15 protein-coding genes and 2 pseudogenes are annotated in these 17,602 nt (G+C 57.0%); 10 read left to right on the top strand and 7 right to left on the bottom strand.

The features are described from left to right. Positions 1-239: 239 nt before the first annotated feature. The 4 genes and pseudogenes from IHQ71_RS07785 (at position 240) to IHQ71_RS07770 (ending at position 3,443) form a co-directional block, all read left to right on the top strand. Positions 240-2,163, top strand: a pseudogene (locus tag IHQ71_RS07785) (PAS domain S-box protein). 14 nt (positions 2,164-2,177) lie between these two features. Continuing rightward, positions 2,178-2,371: pseudogene (locus IHQ71_RS07780) on the top strand (ferritin-like domain-containing protein); the annotation flags it as partial. 143 nt (positions 2,372-2,514) lie between these two features. Beyond that, positions 2,515-2,823 carry a PepSY domain-containing protein gene (locus tag IHQ71_RS07775; RefSeq protein ID WP_258161370.1) on the top strand — a complete coding sequence of 103 codons (309 nt, stop codon included), beginning with the start codon at positions 2,515-2,517 and terminating at the stop codon, positions 2,821-2,823. Positions 2,824-2,846: 23 nt separating this feature from the next. Further along, complete coding sequence (locus IHQ71_RS07770; protein ID WP_258161369.1) at positions 2,847-3,443, top strand: general stress protein; 597 nt, start codon at positions 2,847-2,849, stop codon at positions 3,441-3,443. 1,544 nt (positions 3,444-4,987) lie between these two features. Here the strand turns inward: IHQ71_RS07770 and IHQ71_RS07765 are convergent. After that, on the bottom strand, positions 4,988-5,578 hold the full coding sequence (locus IHQ71_RS07765) for a hypothetical protein (protein WP_258161368.1): 591 nt from the start codon (positions 5,576-5,578) through the stop codon (positions 4,988-4,990). 390 nt (positions 5,579-5,968) lie between these two features. On the opposite strand from IHQ71_RS07765, the gene ligD reads away from it, so the two are divergent. Both ligD and IHQ71_RS07755 read left to right on the top strand, forming a co-directional pair. Further along, positions 5,969-8,611: a DNA ligase D gene (gene ligD / locus IHQ71_RS07760; RefSeq protein ID WP_258161366.1), complete on the top strand. Its 2,643-nt coding sequence runs from the start codon at positions 5,969-5,971 to the stop codon at positions 8,609-8,611. Between the two features lie 8 nt (positions 8,612-8,619). After that, on the top strand, positions 8,620-9,657 hold the full coding sequence (locus IHQ71_RS07755; protein WP_258161365.1) for an ATP-dependent DNA ligase: 1,038 nt from the start codon (positions 8,620-8,622) through the stop codon (positions 9,655-9,657). 60 nt (positions 9,658-9,717) lie between these two features. Here IHQ71_RS07755 and IHQ71_RS07750 read toward each other — a convergent pair whose 3' ends face one another. The 5 genes from IHQ71_RS07750 to IHQ71_RS07730 all read right to left on the bottom strand — a co-directional run bounded on the left by IHQ71_RS07750 (position 9,718) and on the right by IHQ71_RS07730 (position 14,368). Then, positions 9,718-10,614: a DUF72 domain-containing protein gene (locus IHQ71_RS07750; RefSeq protein WP_258161364.1), complete on the bottom strand. Its 897-nt coding sequence runs from the start codon at positions 10,612-10,614 to the stop codon at positions 9,718-9,720. Positions 10,615-10,662: 48 nt separating this feature from the next. Continuing rightward, positions 10,663-11,526, bottom strand: coding sequence for an SDR family oxidoreductase (locus tag IHQ71_RS07745; RefSeq protein ID WP_258161363.1), 864 nt, complete (start codon positions 11,524-11,526; stop codon positions 10,663-10,665). Positions 11,527-11,660: 134 nt separating this feature from the next. Beyond that, on the bottom strand, positions 11,661-12,566 hold the full coding sequence (locus IHQ71_RS07740; protein WP_258161362.1) for an NAD(P)/FAD-dependent oxidoreductase: 906 nt from the start codon (positions 12,564-12,566) through the stop codon (positions 11,661-11,663). Between the two features lie 165 nt (positions 12,567-12,731). After that, positions 12,732-13,742 carry a sensor histidine kinase gene (locus IHQ71_RS07735; protein ID WP_258161361.1) on the bottom strand — a complete coding sequence of 337 codons (1,011 nt, stop codon included), beginning with the start codon at positions 13,740-13,742 and terminating at the stop codon, positions 12,732-12,734. Between the two features lie 440 nt (positions 13,743-14,182). Continuing rightward, positions 14,183-14,368: a DUF4142 domain-containing protein gene (locus IHQ71_RS07730; RefSeq protein WP_258161360.1), complete on the bottom strand. Its 186-nt coding sequence runs from the start codon at positions 14,366-14,368 to the stop codon at positions 14,183-14,185. Between the two features lie 142 nt (positions 14,369-14,510). On the opposite strand from IHQ71_RS07730, the gene IHQ71_RS07725 reads away from it, so the two are divergent. The 3 genes from IHQ71_RS07725 (at position 14,511) to IHQ71_RS07715 (ending at position 16,996) form a co-directional block, all read left to right on the top strand. Further along, entirely contained in the window at positions 14,511-15,437 is a 927-nt protein-coding gene (locus IHQ71_RS07725; protein WP_258161359.1) for a manganese catalase family protein, read from the top strand. 81 nt (positions 15,438-15,518) lie between these two features. Next, positions 15,519-15,743, top strand: a complete 225-nt coding sequence (locus IHQ71_RS07720; RefSeq protein WP_258161358.1) for a hypothetical protein — start codon at positions 15,519-15,521, stop codon at positions 15,741-15,743. A gap of 83 nt (positions 15,744-15,826) precedes the next feature. Continuing rightward, positions 15,827-16,996, top strand: a complete 1,170-nt coding sequence (locus IHQ71_RS07715) for a zinc-dependent alcohol dehydrogenase (RefSeq protein WP_258161357.1) — start codon at positions 15,827-15,829, stop codon at positions 16,994-16,996. Positions 16,997-17,063: 67 nt separating this feature from the next. Here the strand turns inward: IHQ71_RS07715 and IHQ71_RS07710 are convergent, their stop codons facing one another. Then, positions 17,064-17,270, bottom strand: a complete 207-nt coding sequence (locus IHQ71_RS07710) for a hypothetical protein (protein WP_258161356.1) — start codon at positions 17,268-17,270, stop codon at positions 17,064-17,066. A 133-nt stretch (positions 17,271-17,403) separates the two neighbouring features. Between IHQ71_RS07710 and IHQ71_RS32020 the strand changes: the two genes are divergently transcribed. Continuing rightward, positions 17,404-17,526, top strand: a complete 123-nt coding sequence (locus IHQ71_RS32020) for a hypothetical protein (RefSeq protein WP_374989966.1) — start codon at positions 17,404-17,406, stop codon at positions 17,524-17,526. The last annotated feature ends 76 nt before the right edge of the window (positions 17,527-17,602 follow it).

Genomic DNA, 17,602 nt, shown 5'->3' with positions numbered 1-17,602 from the left:
AACCTAATGCGTCCGGACTAGTTGGGATTGAGTTCAGCGCCAGTAAGCCGCGCTACTTAACTTAAATTCAGTTGCGAAGATTCTTTTCTGATCTCGGAACATCTCGCAAGCATCGTCCATTAACGTGCCTCAGTTGAGCGACCAACGGAGCCGACATTGCCGACAGTCCACTGCCGTGAAGGTGGAACATACCGGCTGCAAGGACGTTTACGTGCCTGATGGGCGCAAGGATAAATAGCATGATCGAAGACACCGGCTCAATGCGGAGCGCGGAAGAGCGTTATCGCCTACTGATTGACTCTATAACTGATTACGCCATCTACATGCTCGACGTGGATGGTATCGTGTCGAGTTGGAATCCTGGCGCCGAGAGGTTCAAGCTCTATACCGAGAGCGAGATTATTGGGAAGCACTTCTCGACCTTTTATCTTCCTGATGACCGGGACAACAATCGACCCGAACTAGCGTTGCGCACCGCAACGGAAGAAGGCCGATTTGAAGGCGAAGGATGGCGTGTGAGGAAAGATGGCACCCGATTCTGGGCGCATGTCATCATCGATCCGATCCGTGACAAAAACAGGACACTATGGGTTTGCGAAAATCACGCGCGATCTGTCGGAACGGAAGGCCACTCAGGAACTTCTTAGAAAGAGCGAGCAACAGTTCCGTTTGCTGGTTCAAGGGGTTACCGACTACGCCATCTACATGATGGATGTCGAGGGCCACGTCTCAAGTTGGAATGCGGGTGCCGAGCGGATCAAGATGTATTCGGCTGAAGAGATTATCGGCGAACATTTTTCCCGCTTTTTCCAGTCCGAGGATCGAGAGTCTGGCTTCCCACAAAGGGCGCTGGAAACGGCAGCAAAAGATGGGAGGTTCGAGTCCGAAGGATGGCGCATCCGAAAGGACGGATCTAGATTCTGGGCGAACGCGATCATCGACGCCATCCGTGATGAACGCGGTGCTCTCATTGGCTTCGCAAAAATTACACGAGACATATCGCAAAAGCGTGAAACTGAGCGGCAGTTGGCGGTCGCCCGGGAAGAGCTGTTTCAAGCCCAGAAGATGGAGGCGGTCGGTCAACTGACCGGTGGGGTGGCTCACGACTTCAACAATCTGTTGATGGCAGTTCAAGGAAGCCTTGAACTGCTTAGGAAGAGACTTCCTTACAATCCCCACACGGCGCCTCTCCTCGCAAATGCTCTTCAGGCCACACAGCGAGGCACTTCCTTGACGCAACGAATGCTGGCGTTTTCGCGCAAGCAGGAACTGACGCTGCAAGCAGTCGATATACCGAGCATCGTAGCAAATATGACCGACCTCCTTCAGCGGACGCTTGGACCCTCGGTATTACTTGAGAATAAGCTAGCGTCGCAGCTTCCGTTAGTCCGTACTGACTCTAACCAGCTTGAAAGCGCGCTCCTCAATCTTGCTCTGAACGCCAAGGATGCAATGCCTAAAGGCGGTTTTCTGACGATCGGCGCCAAAGTCCATTTCGAAGGTCGAAAGAACGACGCGGATCTAGAAAGCGGCCAATACGTCTGTCTCTGGGTCAGAGACGAAGGCGAAGGCATGGACGAGGAGACGCTTGCAAAGGCGACTACACCGTTTTTCACGACCAAGGGCGTTGGCAAAGGCACAGGGCTTGGATTGCCTATGGTCCACGGCTTAATGGCCCAATCAGGGGGCAAACTCGTTCTACAGTCCCAAAAAAATGTTGGAACAACAGCCGAACTCTGGCTCCCCATCGCTGACGAGGCAATAAGGGGCCTGGAAACTGGGCAGCCAGAGACTGTACCCTTAACAGATGACCGCATCGTCATTCTTGCCGTAGACGACGATCCGCTGGTGCTGATGAATACCGTCTTGATGCTCCAAGACCTCGGCCACCATGTGTTTGAAGCAAATTCCGGAAGCGAAGCGATACGCATCTTGTCAGAATCGGAAGTTCAATTGGTCATTACCGATCACGCGATGCCGAGAATGACGGGGGCGGAATTGGCGACACAGATTCGGATGAAATGGCCGACAACACAGATGATACTGGCAACAGGCTACGCCGATCTGCCGCCAGGTGCTGACGCTCAGCTTCCCCGACTACCAAAGCCCTTCACCGAGCAACAATTGGCTGAGGCGGTCTCGAAAGCAATAAAATGTCTTTGAGGGCGCGCCCCGTCGCGAGTTTCCTTTCAGCAGCACGTGCCGTGGGACGTACGAAATGTCGCGCTACGGCACGCTGAGGACATGGGTGCTGGAATTGGGTCTGACCGATGCCGCCGGCCTGTTGCAGACGACACTTGACGAGGAACAGGCGACCGATTTGGCTCTGACATCGATTGCGACTTCTGTCGTCAATCAGAACGCTGAATAGCACTACCGAGCCGGTACGGAAAAAAGCGCAGCTCCCGAAACCGAAGTGAACGAGCATTTTAAATCTTCGCGGGCAAGGAACCTCCATCGCCAGTGCGAGTTTCCAAGACACGAGGCTAACTCGTTCCACAATAAGGAAAAATCATGAAAATGACACTTATCGCAGCGGCGCTGCTCAGCGCCGTCTCAATGCAGGCCTTTGCCCAGACGGCCGCAACAGACGGCGACACGCCAGCCGTCGCAACGCCTGACTCGAAGAACGCTACGGCACCGGTTGAAGGCGCCAACAGCTTCACGGAAGCACAGGCGCAGGAGCGGATCGTCGAGGCCGGATACACGGAAGTTTCGGCGCTCAAGCTGGACGACAAGGGCGTATGGCGCGGCACCGCCATGAAGGGCGGCAAGTCGATGCCGGTCGGCCTCGATTATCAAGGCAACATCGTCTCTCAATAAGAATTTTAGGGAAGGAATGACCCATGAGAACAGTTACAGGACTATTCGACAATTACGACAATGCCCGCTCTGCTATATCCCAGCTCGAAAGCGCTGGCATTTCGCATGATGACATCAGCATCGTCTCCAACAATGGCGACGGCCGCTATGACGGCGACACCGATGCCGCCGAAGGCGCGGGCACCGGTGCTGGTCTCGGCGCTGTGGCGGGCGGAGCAGGTGGCCTGTTGGCCGGGCTCGGCATGCTTGCCATCCCAGGCGTAGGCCCCGTTGTGGCTGCCGGCTGGCTCGCAGCCACGGCCGTCGGCGCGGTCGCTGGTGCAGCAGTAGGCGGCGCGGCCGGCGGCATCATCGGCGCACTGACAGAGTCAGGCGTGCCGGAAAATGACGCGCATGTCTATGCCGAGGGCGTCCGTCGCGGTGGTTCGTTGGTGACCGCCCGGGTTGACGAGAGCCGTGTCGCGGAAGCGGAGGGCATCCTGAGGGGCAACCAGCCCGTCGATCCCGCCTTGCGTCGAAGCGCCTATGAGCAGCAGGGCTGGAAGGGTTTCGACTCGAGCCTCGATCCCTATTCCCGCGACCAGATCGCGGCGGAACGGAATCGATATCCGCTGGTCTGATTTCCGACGCGCCGCCGGCAACAGAGATCGGCGGCGCAACCTTTCGATAATCGACGGCGTGGCTGCACAACGGTACGCGATATCGTCGGCTACACCCGACGTCTAGGCCGGGAACCAACTCCGCCGCCTCATCGGCTTCGCGGCCTTGCCTCGAACAAAGCCGCCGTCTGGCACGATATCCTTGCAGCGTGTGGTGTTCACCTGAGATCAGTCCACGCCTTGCTCAACGTCAACAATTGAGCCGCACAGTTCCCTTACAACTCGGTTGCGAAGATTCTTTTCTCACCTGCGGAACGAGTCGAGCGGCCGGCGATTGACTCGCTTTAGTTGCGTGATGGAGAGTTGCGATGCCTGAAAGGCAGATCATATCCGAACGGTCCCTGGCGCGTGATGCCACATGCCTGGCACGTCGCTTTGGCAGCCGAGGAATAGCAGCAGAGCGCAGATGCGAGCCCGGACCGAGGCGGCAAGGTCGATCAAGCGCACGGTTAAGACACTCATGAAGGAGCGCGAACGGGTGACGCCGGGAGCGGCGCGATAGCCAAGAATGACGGAGTCTAACAAGAAATACCGATGGCCGGACTTGGCCGGACGAGTTGGACATCGACGGCAAGCCTTTGGAGGACTACACTGTTTTCGATCGCGATATGTATGCCGGAAGAATTAGGTTGGATCGCGAAAGTCTGAAAAACGGCGAGTGGCTCTGGTCTGGACACCATCCACCGAGTTTTCGCGGTACGCCGATCATGCCGAATGCAGGATATTGCCTCACCGCTGCTCTCGCCGCGCGAGCCGTGTAGATTGTTGGGACGCGATGAAGATCAAGGCCCACCCACGCAACAGGGCCAAAAAATAGCGCGACAATGAGGACGAGGTTGTGGCACTGCCGGTTTTCATTGGCATCGGAACACATAAGGCGGGCACGTCATGGCGAAGCCGCAGAGGGACTATCTCATAACAGCCTTTGGCCACGCATTCTATGACGCCACTCGGTAAGCACAGGCACTGAAGTCGCTCATTTCCTAAAGCTGTGCTGCGGTGCGAGGCGCGCTGCTTCGTTATAAGGCCGACTGGTTTGCTTCCAATCTACGGTCGGCTGCTAATCGTCGCCTCCCCCTTCGCGGCGAACATCGTCAGCGTTGCCGACCAATGTCAGGCCGACGAGCCACCAACTGCTTGTATCTGACGGGACAAGGAGAAGCGGCTGATTGATCTGCTTTGCGAGTAGCGCACCGAGATCCAAAGCAGACTGCCAAGTTCCGCCACCCAAGGCCCGTTCGCTACGCCCGAGGGGCAATATACGGAAATAGCCGAACCTTCGAGGTTGATGAGCATCACACTGGCAAAGACTTCAACATCTCCATTTGCACGGCAGGGCTCCACGACGTGCCGAATTTTCGTCAGAGCCAGTGACGCCCTGCAGGGCTCGGAGAGCAGTCCGGCTTGAGCGAGTCATGAGCATGGGTTAAAGCTCCCGTCTAGCACCCGAATTCGCTCCGGCAACTCATAGTCCGCCATCTCGCCGAGCGGATTGACGTTCAGATTCACATCACACGCGGGGGCGCACCCAAATTGTCTTCTGATCTGTCATAGGAGTAGGACCGTACTCGCGAACCGCCAACGTCGGCGTCGCGCTTGCCAATGGGTTGCTCGTCACGGATTCGCCGATCCTCGGCGAAGGCGTCTTCTGTTGAGCTGGCGGCCTGGCTTGCCTGCGTGTTCGAAGCTGAACGAGTGCTGTCGAAGCCTGGGTTTGTCGGCACCCAGCCATCCGCGCGCCAGCTGTCCGACCATTCGTCGACGTCGATTGTTCCTTCGTCGTCTAGAATGTCGAGCGCTGTCTGATGTTGCGTTTCGGTCAGGTTAGTCACAGTAACAAGATAGCCTCCTCGGCGCAGACCTTCGGCATACACCTCGCGGTCGCCCTCCGGAAAAAAGAAATCTCCGAGCGATTCCCAGAATCCTTTGCCGTCGTCGTCCACGTCCGTCGCCGCGATGCTTTCGGGCTCCTTGCCCGGAACGAGACGAACATTGGCTTCGGCGATTCCGGCCGACATCAATTCGCGAGTGGCCTCCTCCGCATCGCTACGGTCACGGAAAAAAGTAGTGAGGGTGTGCTGGCTGACGGGGTCCATGGTGATCTCCTCCTGAGATTTACTTGGTGAGGTAATCCGACACGGATGGAGTGAGCCGTATCGTTGACGGTGAAACGGCAGAAAGTGTGCAATGTTCCCACGCGGGCCCCTAATGTCGTCTGCTGGAAATTGGGGGCTTGATCGTAGGCTGACACACCATGCCAGCCGTTGGTCGTCAGCCTTGGCAGCGAAGCTGTTCCGGTCGGTTGGAACCAAAGGGTGAGGTCCGCTTTCTGATCTCGTATTGCGAGCCGCGTCAATCGGACGTGGCAGGGATGGTGAACACAGCGGTTTTTCCCGTTTCCCACTGTGGCCAACGAAATGGCAGTCGAGCGCCCAACCTGTCCGGTTCGCACTTTATCTCTTTCCGCGTTGCGTTCCGAGGCGATCATGGCAGCCGACAAACTTTCCAAATATAAACAGAAGCGCGATTTCAAGCTTACGGCGGAGCCGAGTGGCGAAGCGGAGATAAAGCCTAGCAATCGCCGCAGGTTCATTATTCAGAAACATGACGCCACCCGGCTCCATTACGATCTGCGCCTGGAACTGGACGGCGTGTTCAAATCATGGGCGGTCACCAAAGGTCCTTCGCTCGATCCTCATGACAAGCGCCTTGCTGTGGAGGTTGAGGATCACCCCCTCGACTACGGCGACTTCGAAGGGACGATCCCTAAAGGCCAATATGGCGGTGGCACGGTCATGCTGTGGGACCGAGGCTACTGGGAGCCAGAGGGCACCAGATCGCCGGAAGAGGCTTTGGCGAAAGGCGACTTCAAGTTCACGCTAGAGGGAAAGCGGCTGCATGGGAGCTTCGTGCTCGTGCGCATGCGTCACGACCGCGATGGCGGCAAGCGGACGAACTGGCTCTTGATCAAGCATCGGGATGAATTTGCTGTCGATGAAAACGGCGAGCAAATCCTCGAGGAAAATGACACTTCGGTGGCCTCTGGACGCAGTCTGGATGCGATCGCATCCGGCCAAGGACGAAAGCCCAAGCCATTTATGATTCAGAACGGCAACGTCACCGCCGACGCTGTCTGGGATAGCAACAAGGGACTGGCCGCGGACGAACGGGCGGCAGATGCAAGAGCATCGAAGAAGGCCCCCAATAAGAACCAGAGCACTCCGCTGCCCGATTTCATTCCCCCTCAGCTCTGTGAGACGCTCGCTCGTCCGCCATCCGCAGATGGTTGGCTTCATGAAATCAAGTTCGATGGGTACCGTATCCAGATGCGGGTCGAGAACGGCGAGGTCGAGCTCCTGACCCGGAAGGGCCTGGATTGGACCAAGCGCTATCCTGGAATTGCGGACGCAGGCTCGGCATTGCCTGATGGCATTATCGATGGAGAAATCTGCGCGCTTGATGAACACGGCGCGCCAGACTTTGCCGCACTTCAGGCAGCTCTATCCGAAGGTAAGACGGACGAACTTGTTTACTTCGGGTTCGACCTGCTCTTCGAAGGTGGCGAAGATCTTCGGAACCTGCCGCTCGCCGAGCGAAAGGAGCATCTCGCCAAGCTTCTCTCCGATGCCGGCGATGACCCTCGGCTGCGCTACGTTGAGCATTTTGAAACAGGTGGCGACGCCGTTCTCAAATCAGCCTGCAAGCTTTCACTGGAAGGCATCGTTTCGAAACAAGCAAACGCCCCCTATGTTTCCGGTCGCAGCGACACCTGGGCTAAATCCAAATGCCGTGCCGGGCACGAAGTGGTCATCGGCGCCTATGCCACGACCAACGGCAAGTTTCGTTCGCTGCTTGTCGGCGTCAATCGCGGTGATCACTTTGTTTATGTCGGTCGCGTGGGCACGGGGTATGGAGTGGGCAAGCTGGCAAAACTGCTGCCGAAGCTGAAGCAATTCGAGGCCAGGAAGTCGCCGTTTACAGGCATTGGCGCGCCTAAAAAGAAATCCAGTGTTGTATGGCTAGAGCCGGAACTCGTAGCCGAGATCGAGTTTGCTGGCTGGACGGCGGACGGATTGGTCCGTCAGGCAGCGTTCAAAGGACTGCGGGAAGACAAGCCTGCCGCAGAAGTCGAGGCCGAAAAGCCAGCCGAACCCTCAAAAGTCGAGGTGCCTGATCCAGAGGCTCAAGCCAAGAGCAACCGTCGTCGAAAAGGCGCGAAAGCCGATGTGATGGGCGTGTTGATATCGAGCCCGGACAAGGCGCTCTGGCCAGACGCCGGCGACAACAAGCCTGTCACGAAAGAAGATCTAGCAAGATATTTCGAGACCGTAGGCGACTGGCTGATCGGTCACCTCAAAGGACGCCCCTGCTCGATTATCCGTACGCCCGACGGGTTAAGTGGTGAGCAATTCTTCCAGCGCCATGCCATGCCGGGCACGTCAAACCTAATTGAACTGGTGACGGTCTTTGGCGACCGCAAGCCCTATCTTCAAATCGATCGTGTCGAGGGGCTCATCGCTGCGGCACAGATCGGTGCAGTTGAGCTCCATCCATGGAATTGCGAACCCGGTCTGCCGGAAGTCCCCGGTCGGTTGGTCTTCGATCTCGATCCCGGCCCCGAGGTTGCGTTTGGGGCGGTCGTCGAGGCCGCAAAAGAAATCCGGGATCGGTTGGACGCGCTTGGACTCGTGGGTTTTTGCAAGACAACAGGCGGCAAGGGGCTGCATGTGGTCACGCCTCTAGCTGTTGCAAAGGGCAAGAAGCTCGACTGGGATCAGGCAAAGGCATTCGCACACAATGTATGCCGGGCGATGGCGAGCGATAATCCGGAACGGTATCTTACCAAGATGGCGAAGAACCAGCGGACTAACCGCATCTTCCTGGATTACCTTCGCAACGATCGGATGGCCACCGCGGTGGCACTACTATCGCCTCGTGCCCGTCCCGGAGCAACGGTCTCGATGCCTCTGAATTGGACGCAGGTAAAGGCCGATCTCGATCCGAAGAAATATACGATCCGCACGGTCCCTGCCCTCATCCAGAAGAGCACTGCCTGGAAGGATTATTGCGACGGACAGCGCCCGCTGGAACAGGCAATCAAGCGGCTGGGCCGCGTTCAAAGCCGTTAGGGTAGCCGATGCCGAAAGCGCGTGAAGTGAACCTGGATGCCCCTTTTGATGGATATGCGCTGCCGCTCGCAACGGAACCGATGGAATCGAAATCGGCCACCGACCTTCCAGCAGAAGGCGAATGGCAGTTCGAGCCAAAATGGGATGGTTTTCGGTGTCTGGTATTCAGGGAGGGTCCGGATGTGGATCTCCGCGCGAAATCGGGTAAGCCACTCGGCAGGTATTTCCCCGAGGTCGTAACATTTTTCCAAAGTGTGAGGGCCGACCGGTTCGTCATTGACGGCGAACTCGTCATCGAAATTGGCGGTCATCTCGCGTTCGATGCGCTGCAGATGCGTCTTCATCCTGCCGAGAGCCGCATCCGCAAACTTTCCACCGAGACACCGGCTCGCTTCGTGATGTTCGATATCCTGGCTTCGCCGGGTGGATACGTTGTGACCGGGCAATCTCTTTCTGAGCGAAGAACGCTGTTGGAGCGGTTCGCCGGCGCGCTCAAAGCTCCCAAGCAGGCCCAGCTTTCCCCAATGACGCGCGACCTTTACCTGGCGAAAACATGGCTGGCGGTTTCCGGTCCGAATGGCACGGATGGGGTAATTGCTAAGCCACTCGCTGAACCCTATCTTTCCGGTGAGCGGGCAATGAGAAAGGTCAAGCGGCTTCGCACCGCCGACTGCGTTGTGGGTGGGTTTCGCTATGAGAGCGACAGTGACAAGGTTGGATCCCTGCTGCTCGGACTGTTCAATGATGCGGGCAAGCTCGACCACGTGGGCTTTACATCGACGATCACGGACCAAGAGCGCGCCGAACTCACGAAGAAACTGGAGCGACTGCGCGCACCACCTGGCTTTACGGGGAAGGCACCGGGAGGTCCGAGCCGTTGGAGCACGGCGCGCAGCGGCGAATGGCAACCGTTGAAGCCGGAGTTGGTTGTCGAAGTTCGATTCGATCATGTGACAGCGCAGCGATTTCGCCATGGGACAAAGTTGATGCGATGGCGGCCCGACAAGCGGCCCGATCAGTGCAAGTTCGAGCAAATCGAGCCATAACGATGTCAAACGCACTATGCTCGAATGCTGGACGCGAAGTGCAAATACCTGTGCGTTCCGCTATTTTTTGGACAACAATGCAGTCAGCATCTTTGCATTCCTAATCGCGAACCCGTCGCGATCATTGTTGAAGTAGACCCAAACAGTTTTAGCACCGCTTTCCCTTATACGATCGGCCCAAACTTGAAGTTCTCCCTCGGTGTAGTCGTGGCGATACCATTGATTGATTCCATGGAAACGGACGTAGATATCGTCAGCTGTTCTGACGAGCTGATCCGGCAAACGCGGCCCGCTTGTCGAGCAGAAGATCGCTCCAGCCGCCTCGAAAGCGTTGAAGACATCGTCGTTCCACCAACTCTTGTGGCGAAACTCCACGACATTGCGATGGCGAGGGTCGAGCTGCGCCAGGATCATCTCGAGTGTGCCCGCGTCATAGCGGACACTGGGCGGAAGCTGGAAGAGAAAACAACCCATCCGTGGTCCGAGTAAATCTGCGATGTAGCTAAAGTCCTTCACAAGTGTCTCGGTCTCTTCGAACCGTTTGATATGAGTGATCAGCTCACAGACCTTGACCGTATATATAAAATCACCGTGCGCCTGTCTCAGCCAGGTCTTTATGGTGGCAACCGTGGGCCAACCATAAAACGGAGCGTTGAGCTCAACAGTGCTGAACTGATCCTGATAGATCGAGAACCACTGGGCCCGGGGAACGTCATCTGGATAGAAATGACCCTTCCAATGCCAATAGTACCATCCAGAGCAACCAATATTTATCGTTCCAGAGGGGCCAACCGGCTGCCACTGCCTGGGTGCATCAACGTCAACGTCCGCCTCGACTTTCATTCTGGCAGCATGCATCTTGGCGGCGCGTTCGAGATTTGTACGTCTCTGAACCTCCCGACGCTCCGCACGCCGGACGCGTCGTCGTTCAATCTCCTCCGGAGAGCGGGCTGGCATCGTGACTTCTCTCTCGACTGTCAGATCGTTGACCCAAGTCACAGTGTTTCAGATCATGATCTCGCCACCAGTGACGGGGATCACCGCGCCGGTGATGTAGCTGCCATCCTCTGAAGCCAGCAGCACATAGGCTCCTGACAACTCCGCAGGTTGTCCCGCACGGCCGATCAGCGTTTGCTTGCCGAAGGACGCTGACTTCTCTGGCGGCATGGTCGAGGGGATCAACGGCGTCCAAATCGGCCCAGGCGCCACAGCGTTGACCCGAATGCCTTTGGGGGCGAGCATTTCCGCAAGGCCTGCCGTGAAATTGGATACGGCTCCCTTGGTCGAGGCATAGGCAAGAAGACTGGATGACGGCTGGCGCGACTGGATCGAGGTCGTGTTGATGATTGTTGCACCAGGTTTCATGTGAGGAACCGCGGCCTTGGATAGGTAGAACGGCGCGTAGATGTTGGTTCGGAACGTCTCGTCCCACGCCTGCGCAGTGATATCCGTGATCGAAGAATAGGTCCGTTGGAAAGCAGCATTGTTGACGAGAATGTCGATCCCGCCGAGTTCTGACACGGCCCGGTTCACCAATGAGATACAGTGCTCCTCAGACGTGATATCGCCTGCGATAATGGGTGCACGGCGGCCGGTATCCTCCACCCATCGAGCGGTCTCTGCGGCATCCTCATCTTCGTTCAGATAGGAGATGACAATGTCTGCACCCTCTCGGGCATACGCGATCGCGACCGCTCTTCCGATTCCTGAATCAGCGCCCGTGATCAGAGCGACCTTTCCATCAAGCTTGCCACTGCCTTTGTAGCTCTTCTCGCCATGATCAGGGATTGGCTTCATCAGCCTGGTCACGCCAGGCGGGGACTGCTGCTGTTCCGGCTGGGGTGGCATGGGTCGGTTGTCGTCGGTCATACTTGATATCTTTCATGTTCACGAGGCGACAACCCGCGGATTTCATCGATGTTCCGAAGGTGCGCGGTGAGACGCGATTCTGACGAGCAGAGAAATGGGCGGGAGCATTCGTCGCCGTCAGGTCTCACGAAAAACTAGCGAACCAAGACCCGCACCGCAGAGAGATCATTTCTGATAGTGGTAGCAGCAACAGCAGCTTGCCCCATGGCATGGGAAATCTGATCGAGGCCGAGCACCACGTCCCCCGCTGCATAGAGGCCAGGGATCGTTGTCCGCTGATGGGCATCGACCCATAGGCAACCGCCTTCAGTCCGGTCAGCGCCGATCGACAGCGCCAACGCTGACTGGATGTCGGAACCCAGAGCTGGATAAAGAGAGGTGAACCTTCGGGATCTATCCGCAAATTTGACCTCCAATCCCTCCTCGGCCAGCGAGTAGGCCAGCGGTGGCGCTTCCAACAGTGTCACGCCGAGATCCAATAATTCCCGTCGCTGACCTTCATCCAAATCAAGCGTCCCTTCATTCGGATAAACAGTGACTGATGCGGTGTAGCTTCGAAGAAATTTGGCCTCGGCGAGGGCATGGGAACCGGACCCCGTAACAGCGATTTCCTTGTCGGTGACCTCATAGCCATCACACACTGGGCAATATCGCAATGAACCGCGGGCAAGAGCTTTGTCATGAAGTTCGTCAGACATGTTCGGGCGGTGGTTGATGACCCCGGTCGCGATAACGACTGTTCTGGCCTGGACGGTGTGGTCACCGGCTTTGACGTGGAACATCTCGTCCCGAACGACTATGCTTTCTACCGTGGCGTCCCAGAATGTGACGGGATATGATGAGAGCTGACGGCGTATCCGCCCTAGGAGCTCCTCTCCGGTCACCCCATCGGGGAATCCCGCATGATTGTGCGACATCGGAATGAGGCCCGCGCGGCTCTTGCCCCCGTCAATCAAGGTTACGGAAAGATGGTAGCGCGCAAGATAGAGCGCCGCGGTCAGCCCTGCGGGGCCGCCGCCTACAATGATGCAATCGCGCATAAGAATCCTTTCAAAAGGAGCTACGGTTCAACTGCAGCGGCGGTTGAACGTTCCCACAAGCGCGATGCGATTCATCGCCGCCGACTCGTCGAAGTTTCCAAACGAGTGATGATGCGCAGCCCGTCCCGCCCGGGGCGCTGGTGTCGAGCTAGTGCCCCACTTGACCTATGCGGAAAGTCGGTCCCCCTTCATACGCAATGTCACAACCGCACCACTTGGTGTCCAATTGTAGGTAATCGAGCCGCCGAGATGGCCACTCATGGTCCTTTGCACGAGCTTGCTGCCATAGCCACCTGAACCCTCCGGTGGCTCCACACCTGGGCCGCCCTGCTCCGTCCAGACTACGTCAACATCGTCGCCGACCATCTTGCCAGAAATATCGAGGTTTCCCGCGGCTGCTGAGAGCGCACCGTATTTGAGGGAGTTGGTCGCCAACTCATGGATCACGAGAGCGACCCCTGTCGCGGCGTTCTCCCCCACGCCCATTCGTGGGACCGCGACCCTAATCCGTCCGGAAAACGCTCCTTCGTCGTCATAGGGCGCAAGTAACACCGTGAACAGGTCGCCTAGCAAAGCCGCACTTCCCTGACCTCCGGGCAACGGGCGTACCAGGTCGTGGGCACGACCTAAAGCAGCCAGTCGCTGGGTCAATTGGGAAGCCATCTCGTCGACCGATGTAGACGACCGTGAAGTGATCTGGGTAAGGCCGCTAGCAATGGCCAAAAGGTTTTTCACGCGGTGACTCATCTCGCCCGCGAGCAGCTCGTGACCTTCCTCGGCCTGTTTGCGCCCGGTGACATCGAGAAATACGCCCGACATGATACGCGCAGCTATCTCGAAATCGTCGCCTTGCCCGCGAGCGGATATCCAACGGACCTCTCCCGGATTGGTCAGCATTCGAAAGTCGATTTCATATTGCCCGACGACGGCCCTTGTCGCAACAAACGCCGCCCTCACCCTATCGCGATCGGCCGGATGAATCTTTTCCGAAAGGTGCTCGAATGTCAGCGTCGCGTCTTCAGTTGAGACATCCCACAACTCATAGCCGCGTCGGTCCATTGTGAACGCATCGCTGTCGACGTTCCATGTCCAAAGAGCTATCCCGGCTGCCTTGATAGCACGCCGAAGCTGTTCCTGGTTCCAGGCGGGATGGTCGTCAGTATCCGCGCTCGTCACTGTGCCTCACTTTTCCCGTTACATCAGCACGGGGCCAACACCATGCGCCTTTTCTCCATCCGGCGCTACGACAAGAGCAATGACGCAGCGGCTCGCGACAGGATTCTGTGTGATCCATAGACATGAAAGACGGCGAAATGAGTGCGACTACTCTCCTGAGTTAAGCCCCATGATGCGGACGAGGTGCATGCGGATCGTCGGAAGGTCTGCTGAGCGAACGCCTTAACGGCCCACCCCTGCCATCTTGGGAATAGCCATCGAACAGGTTGACGGCTTCAGTGTGCACGGAATCTGAGTGGATGCGTAGGCCGCGTCGAACTCGACATCCGCCAACGGCTTTAGCGCGTCAAGGTTCTCCTGGCGCTTTGCATCGAGTGCCTTGGGGAGTGTGCCCCTCCTTCGCAGCGCATCCTAGTGCTACCGCCATGATCGTTCACCATCTATTGGGCGAAGGCCTTGAGTTTGGCGCTCTCGCTCTTCTCAATTTGAATTTTTGCAGTTTCGATCTCGATCATGTCGGATATCGCGGCCTTATCAACGAACTGGTGGGGCCGCATTTCCGCCGCTGACACGGTCACAGGATAAATGGCAAGTGCCATCACAATCCTCGGAATGATTTGTTTCATATTGAATTTTCCTCGGGGCTTGCTTCAACCAACCCGCTGCAACTCTGCTTCGTTCCGCTCGGCCAGAAATAAATCAGAAGTCGAGAGGAACATGCACTCGGTCCAAAGGTTGAGGACCATACTCATACCTAAGGACCACTATATGTTTATGAGAATCGACCAGCTTCAGGCGGAACTGCCCGCGCCGAAGAAAAAGGACCCAAATGCGGCGGCGGCCCTCCAAGAACTTCTCGGCGGTAAATACGGCGAGATGTCCACGCTGGGCAACTACATGTTCCAGAGCTTCAATTTCCGTTCGAAAGCAAAGCTAAGACCCTTCTACGATCTGGTCGCGAGCATCACGGCTGAAGAAATCGGCCATGTTGAATTGGTCAGCAACGGCGTTGCTATGCTCAACAATGGGCCGGACAACGATGGTGATGAAGCCGACGGCGGCGATATCTCCGGCGCACCGTACGAAGCGATGAAGGACATTCGCCTGGCAGCGGCATTTTTGTCGAATGCGGGTGGAGCGACGCCGGTCAACGGCAACGGCGTCGGCTGGAACAACGACTTCATAACCACGACCGGAAACGTGATTGTAGATTTACTGCACAACTTCCACCTCGAGTGCGGTGCTCGTCTCCATAAGCTCCGGGTCTATGAAACGCTCACCGATCCGACCGGCCGCGAAGTATGCGGCTACCTTCTGGTTCGTGGCTCCGTGCATGCCCACGCTTATGCGCTTGCGATCAAGAAAATCACTGGCGTGGAAATCGAGAAGATGCTGCCGACCCCCAACATCCGTCTGAGCAACATTCCCGAATGCCAGAAGTATCTTGCTGAGGGCTCGCATCGTCGCCTCTACACCTGGAGCCCGAAAGATTACAAGAGCATCTCCGGCATCTGGGGAGGCGAAGGAGAAATGGCGCTGCCTGGCGATCCTCCTGGCGAGCTGGAGGTGATCGACGGCCACCCCGAGGGCGGCAAAATCCACCAGCTAACTGGCGTTCCTTCAGCCTTTACCCCGGATTACGCGCCGGAAGAAATGATGGAAATCGCAGACCGTCTTTACAAGGCGTCCAGGTAATAAGTGGCCTGCAAGAGCCATCCGGCAGGCCACTTTAAAGGCCGCGTGCGCAGCCCTCTCGCATTTCGATTGGATATTTCAATGATCGGTTTTGCTCCCAACTCCACCGCCTCCGACCTTGCGAAGGAATACCTTCGCCTAAGAGGCAAGAGGAAAGTCGTCACGGACGACAACAAGATTTCGACTCGTCTCTGGGATGTTGAACCGGAAAAGGCGGAGAAATTTTGGGCCACTAACGTGGCGCCTCTCGCCCGCAGAAAGCGCGAAGAGATTGAAACACTTCTGCCATCAATCAACGACCTTTAATCACGGGCCATGAGCCCAATGGCCGCTTGCGCGTTGTCGTCAACGTCCAAGCTCGCGGTTATTCAAAACAGTGGAGAATTACCATGCGTGCGCTTTGCTGGCATGGGAAAGGCGACGTGCGCGTCGATACCGTTCCCGACCCCAAAATTCAGCATCCCCGAGATGCCATCATCAAGATAACCTGCTGCGCGATCTGCGGCTCTGACCTGCACCTACTTGACAGATACCAACCGACGATGAAGAGCGGCGACATCCTCGGCCATGTAAACATGGGTGAGGTGATTGAGCTAGGTTCGGAGGTCAGCAACCTGAAGGTCGGAGACCGCGTGGTCGTGCCATTCACGATCAGCTGCGGTGAATGCTGGTTCTGTGAGCAGGGACTATTTTCCTGCTGTGATCGGACGAATCCGAACGCCGAATTGGCGATCAAGGCCATGGGCCAGTCCCCGGCTGGTTTGTTTGGCTTCTCGCATATGCTTGGTGGCTATAGCGGCGGTCAGGCGGAGTACCTTCGCGTTCCTATGGCCGATGTCGGACCAATCAAAGTGCCAGATAGCGTTACGGATGAGCAGGCGCTGTTTCTGAGCGACATCTTCCCGACGGGCTACATGGCCGCCGAGAACGCCCAGATCAAGGATGGCGACACCGTCGCGATTTGGGGCTGTGGTCCCGTGGGCCAGTTCGCTATTCGCGCCGCGTTAATGATGGGTGCTGGGCGGGTCATCGCCATCGACGAAGTCCCAGAACGCTTGGCTATGGCGGAAGCCGGCGGAGCCGAGACAATCAGCTTCTCGCAAACCGATGTCTATGATGAACTGATGGAGCGAAGCAAAGGGCGCGGCCCGGATAGCTGCATCGATGCCGTCGGGTGCGAGGCATCAGGACATGGTGCGGTCGACGCCGTCGTCGACAAGGTCAAGGCAGCAACCTACCTGGCGACGGATCGGGTCCACGTTCTTCGGGAAGCAATTATGTCCTGTAGGAAAGCAGGCACGATTTCGATTCCTGGCGTCTATGTGGGATTTGGCGACAAAATCCCGCTCGGCGCCGCGATGAACAAAGGGCTTACCCTGAAGATGGGCCAGACCCATGTTCAGAAATATACCAAGCCGCTTCTCGAAAAGATTGTTGCCGGGGAAATCGACCCGAGTTTCGTCGTCACTCACCCCGCATCGCTCGAAGACGCGCCGGAGATGTACAACAAGTTTCGTGACAAGGAAGACGGCGTGATCAAGGTCGTTCTACGACCATAGGATTGCCGGGGTAAATAGCAAGGCCGCGGTTGATGCACTGCGGCCTTCTCATGCTTGTCGACGATGCTCAGCTCGGATCATCGACGGGATCGGTATCCCTGTACAGAATTAGACGTTGGTTGTTCACCACCTTCACCAGAGCGTTGATGGCCTCTTCGGTGCTGTAACCGGCATCGTTTGCGTCGGCGAGCAGCTCTGAAACTTGATCGTCCATTGCGGCTTCTAGTTCAATTCGGCGATCAGGGTCGCTTAAGGCGCGGCGAGCAAGTTTCATTAAATTCTCCTTCGCAGCGATAACCATTTCCGGCGGTCCGAGTTCCGTGAGTTCGATTTACCAACACCTTGCTTCGTTACCCGAACTCTCTGTGGTGTCGCGGACTTTGAATGCTCAAGCCTAAGGAGTGAACATGCCGCGATATTTCTTCAATCTCCGAGTCGGTCATCCAATTCTTAAAGACAACATCGGAATCGACCTACCGGATATAGAGGCAGCAATTGTGGAAGCCACCGAGAAGCTGACCTGGTTGTAGGAGCCTTGCTCGGATTGCCGGAAATGCTGGCTGGGCTGCAGGTCCACATCAGTGATGAGCATGGCAACGTCCTTGA

This window comes from Rhizobium sp. TH2, from assembly GCF_024707525.1.
Classification (GTDB): Bacteria; Pseudomonadota; Alphaproteobacteria; order Rhizobiales; family Rhizobiaceae; genus Rhizobium_E.
The sequence above is the reverse complement of the archived record's forward strand: the minus strand, read 5'-3'. Positions and strand labels throughout refer to the sequence as shown.